The organism is Aeromicrobium sp., from assembly GCF_014378035.1.
Taxonomy (GTDB): domain Bacteria; phylum Actinomycetota; class Actinomycetes; order Propionibacteriales; family Nocardioidaceae; genus Aeromicrobium.
The window spans coordinates 1-4,819 of record NZ_JACMOM010000096.1; the positions used below are offsets into that span (position 1 = coordinate 1).

General features: G+C 68.0%; 2 protein-coding genes and 1 pseudogene. All 3 read left to right on the forward strand.

The genetic code is table 11. The annotated features are described in order from the left end of the window. Window positions 1–1,117, forward strand: a pseudogene (locus H7290_RS05185) (IS3 family transposase); the annotation flags it as partial. A 49-nt stretch (window positions 1,118–1,166) separates the two neighbouring features. Next, window positions 1,167–2,012: a hypothetical protein gene (locus H7290_RS05190; RefSeq protein ID WP_290512951.1), complete on the forward strand. Its 846-nt coding sequence runs from the start codon at window positions 1,167–1,169 to the stop codon at window positions 2,010–2,012. After that, entirely contained in the window at window positions 2,009–4,759 is a 2,751-nt protein-coding gene (locus H7290_RS05195; RefSeq protein ID WP_290512952.1) for a DEAD/DEAH box helicase family protein, read from the forward strand. The genes H7290_RS05190 and H7290_RS05195 overlap by 4 nt, the downstream gene beginning before the upstream one ends. The last annotated feature ends 60 nt before the right edge of the window (window positions 4,760–4,819 follow it).

The following is a 4,819-nucleotide window of genomic DNA, read 5'->3' on the forward strand; positions in this document are numbered from 1 at the left end:
GTTGAAGCAGATCGCGAAGGACTTCGGGATTTCCGAGGGCTGTTTGTCGAACTGGATGAAGAAGGCCGACATCGAGGACGGTGCTCGACCCGGCCCGACGATCGCGGAGTCTGCTGAGCTGCGTGGGGCCAAGAAGCGGATCCGTCTGCTCGAGCAGGAGGCCGAGGTGATGCGACGAGCCGTCGCCTACCTCTCGCGTGACATCAACCCACAATGATGTACCCGCTGGTCCTCGAACTAGCCGCGACCGACGCCCCCATCCGGGTGCCGGTCACGGTGACCTGCAGGGTGCTTGGCTTCTCGACGACGGCGTTCTACAAGTGGCGGGCCAACCCTGTCTGTGCCCGCGACCTGGACGACGCCTACCTGATCAACGCTGCCTACGACCTCCACACCGATGACCCGGAGTTCGGGTACCGCCTGATCGCGGATGACCTGCGCGACGCTGGGCATCAGGCCTCTGACAACCGCCTCTGGCGGCTCTGCTCGACCCAGCGGTTGTGGTCGGTGCATTCGAAGAAGCGCGGGGCTGAACCGCAAGGCCGGCCCGCCGGTCCACGACGACCTCCTTGCCGTGACCGATAAGCATGGCCGCACAACGCACCGGTTCACTGCTGATGCGCCGAACAGCGTGTGGGTGACCGATATCAGCGAGCACCCCACCGGCGAAGGGAAGCTCTACCTCCGCGCGGTCAAGGACCTGCACTCCAACAAGATCGTGGGCTACTCCATCGACTCCAGGATGAAGTCATCACTGGCCGTGGCCGCGTTGCGCAACGCGGTAGCACTGCGGGCACCGGTGGCCACGATCGTGCACTCCGACAGGGGCTCTCAGTTCAGGTCGCGGAAATACGTCACCGCACTCAAGAACACCGGGCTGCGAGGCTCCATGGGCCGAGTCGGTGCGTGCGGCGACAACGCCGCGATGGAGTCGTTCTTCGCGCTCCTGCAGAAGAACGTCCTGGACCGCAAGCGCTGGGAGACACGCGAGGAACTCCGCCTCGCGATCGTGGTCTGGATCGAGAAGAAGTACCACCGTCGCCGACGACAAGCCACCCTCGGCAGACTGACCCCGATCGAGTTTGAGACCATCTACTCAGCCGCAGACGCGGCCTGAGAACCACCCACCCCGAGTGTCAACCAAACCGGGGGCAGTCCCGAACACCATGAGACCCATCCAACAGCGACTCGTCGCACTGGCATGCAGCCTCGCAGTGCTGACCCGCTGCGCCAACGACGAGGGCGGAGCCGCCACAGTGCCCGACGACACCGACTCACGCGACCTCAGCGCCCCGACACCCTCCACGGTCGCGAACGAGCCGTGTCGCCTGTTGGTCCTTCGGGGCGCCGACTCACCCCTCAAGGTCGACGCCAATCTCCGACCCGAGGGCAAGCAGGGTCCCCTGGTGTGCACCCTTGAGTCGTACGCCGCCTACTACGCCAAGTGTTCGAGGATGTGGGAGCCGCAGGCGCTCCTGCGCGCTGATGCGGTCGTCGGTGACGCTGACCTGCGCCGCCGGTTCGGGGAGTTGATCGATCCGCTGTGGTTCCCGGTGGACCGGATGTCCGAGGACGACGTCTGCGAAGTGCGCCGCATCAAGGCGCGCGTGGACCAGGAGCGGCTAGCGCGCGGAGCCGACCCGCAGACCCACCTCAAGCTCGGTTCCGGCGGTCTTGCCGGCATCGAATGGACGGCGCAGTTGCTGCAGATGCGCTCTGCCGGACAGCTCCCCGGGCGGCGGCGTACGACGCGGACGTGGGAGGCGCGTGCCGCGGCTCGCGATGCCGAACTGCTCGATCCGGACGGTGCCGACGTCCTGGCCCATGGCTGGCGAACGGTCAGCCGGATCCGGAGCGCTGAGACGCTCGTGCGCGGCAAGGGCGGCGACGAACTGACCCGCGGCACCCGTGAGCTACCACGCGGGGGAGTCGGACGCGATGGTCAACGACTGCCTGCGGATCACCCGACAGTCGCGCGCGGTCCTCGATCGAGTCTTCTGGGGCTGAGTTGAACCTCAGAACGCATCAACGACTGGCTCTCGAGGCTCTCGACGTTGCCTGGGCCGCCGGCCGTTCAAGGGCCTGGGTGGAGCTTCCTCCGGGCGCGGGCAAGACAATGGTGGGCCTCGAGACCGTACGCCGCCGGCTCGACGCAGGAGCCGTCGGGCGAGCCGTTGTCCTCGGCCCCAACACCGCGATCCAGGGCCAGTGGGTCGCCCAGGCACAACAGCTGGGGCTGGACGTGGACGTCGACCGCAACCTGCACGCCACGCTCACCGCACTGACCTATCAGTCCCTGGCCGTCTTCGACCCGGACGCGGAGGTCACCGACGAAGCGGATGAGGTGACCGACGGCGTGGCGCACGAGACCGGATTGCTCGCTCGACTGCATGACAACGGTCGCGCGCTGGTCGAGGCCATGCAGGCCGCCGGTCCGATCGTGTTGATTCTCGACGAATGCCATCACCTGCTGGAGGTGTGGGGCCGTCTGTTGCAGGAGCTGCTCGACCTGCTTCCCGACGCTGAGGTCCTCGGGCTGACCGCGACGCCGCCGGACACGATGACCGCGGACCAGGCCGAGCTCGTCAATTCCTTGTTCGGCAGGCCGCTTTTCCAGGTGTCGATCCCGGCTGTGGTCCGCGAGGGCGATCTCGCGCCGTTCGTGGAGCTGGTCTGGCTGACGACCCCGACCCCCACCGAGTCCGACTGGCTCGCTTCCGAGGCCCTGCGCTTCCAGGAGTTGATCACCCAGCTGACCGATCCGGCCTTCGGGACCCTTCCCTTCCTCCAGTGGCTCGACGCTCGGTTCGTCGCTAGAGGTGTGTCCTGGGCGACCCTGATCAAGCAGTCCCCAGACCTGTGCCGGGCCGCGCTCCGCATGCACCACGCCGGGCTGCTCGGCCTGCCCGCTGGAGTCCGACTGACAGAGGAACATCGCTCGGCTCCGACGGCGGACGACTGGGTGCTGCTCGTCGAGGACTGGCTCATCTCCCACCTGATGCAGACCGGAAACGCTTCCGATATGCAGGTTGTCGAGGCCGTACGTCGCGCGCTGCCGGCCGTCGGTTACCAGTGGACGCGCGGGGGGATTCGCCAAGGTCGCTCGTCGGTCGACCGGGTGCTGGCAAGGTCGGAGTCGAAGATGTCGGCCGTCGTCCAGATCGTGGGCCACGAGCACCTGAACCTCGGGGATCGGCTGCGCATGCTGGTGCTCTGCGATCACGAGCGCGCCAGCGCGACCCTGCCCTCGGGGTTGGTGGGCGTGATCGACCAGCAGTCGGGGTCCGCGCGCGCCATGGTCACTGCGCTCGTCGCCGACGCGAACACGGCCGGGCTGCATCCGATGCTGGTGACCGGGAAGACCGTCGCCGGCTCAGCGGAGACCCTGGCTGCATTCACGGCCTCGCTGGCGGATCGGGATCTCGCCGCTCGATTGCTCATCGAGCCGCTCGAGGGAAGTCCCGGCCTCTCGTCCTTGGTCGGTCCGTGGACCAGTCGGGTCTGGGTCGCCCACGTCACCCGCTTCTTCCAGGACGGTGGCTGCCGGGTCCTCGTCGGCACCCGAGCGCTCCTCGGTGAGGGTTGGGATGCGCGACGCATCACCGGCCTGGCCGATCTCACCGCCGCCACGACCAGCACGGCAGTGGTCCAGACCCGGGGCCGAGCACTTCGCACCGACCCGGCTTGGACGGAAAAGGTCGCCGTCAACTGGTCAATCGTCTGCGTGGCCCAGGAACACCCCAAGGGGGCCAACGACTGGGACCGGTTGGTGCGCAAGCACTCCGGCTTCTTCGGTCTCGACGACACCGGCGCCGTGGTCGACGGGGTCGCCCACATCGATCCGACATTCTCGTCATACGCCCCACCCTCGACGGACGGCTTCGATGCGATCAACGCGCACATGCTGGTGCGTAGCGAGGCGCGTGCGGACATCCGGGCATTGTGGCGGGTGGGGGAGCCGTACGTCGACGAGGTCGCACCCACGGTTCGGGTGATCGCCCGAGCACCCGGACGGCTCGGCAGCGACGTTGTCGCCCCCGCCGTGGTGGTCGCCGCGCACGGGTTGGAGACCCGCAGCGCTCGACGTCTGAGCTCGCTTCGAGGGCCGACCCCGTGGCTGGGGGCCGCCGGGTTGGCGACCTTGGCTGTCGCGGTTGAAGTGCGCGCACTGCTGCTGCTCGGAGCCGTGTTCCTGGTCGGTGCACTCCTCACCCGAGGACTCGCACTGGCGTCGTACGGTCGCGAGATGCTGGACCTGGCGAGCGCGCCGCCGTCCCTGGCCCGGGTCGCCTGCGCAGTCGCGGACGGGCTTCACGCAGCCGGCCTCACCGCGCAAGGAGCCGGGGCCGTAGACGTCGAGATCGAGGCCAGTGGCGAGTATCGCTGCGTGCTCCGACAGGTCACCGAGGCCGAGGCCGGAGTGTTCGCCGCCGCGTTCGATGAAGCCGTCTCGCCACTGCTGATTCCGCGCTACGTCCTGCCCCGTTGGGTGTTGACGCCCCGTAAGCCTTCGCTGTGGACGGCGCTGCGCGCGGCGTCCGGAAGGGTCCAACCCGATGGCGTGGTGTGGCACGCCGTACCGTCGGTTCTCGGCACGAACGCCGGGCGCGCGAAGGTCTACCGCCGGGCCTGGGACCACTGGATCGGCGGAGGGGACGTCCTCTACACCGGCTCGCCCGAGGGCTACGGGGTGTTGTGCTCGCAGCAGGGGAGTGACCCGTTCGAGGTCACCACCGTGATGCGCCGGCACTGGGCCTGATGTCAGCCGAAGGGCCGTGGCCGGAACGGCCTTCACGCCGATGGTGTTCTGTAGGTGAGA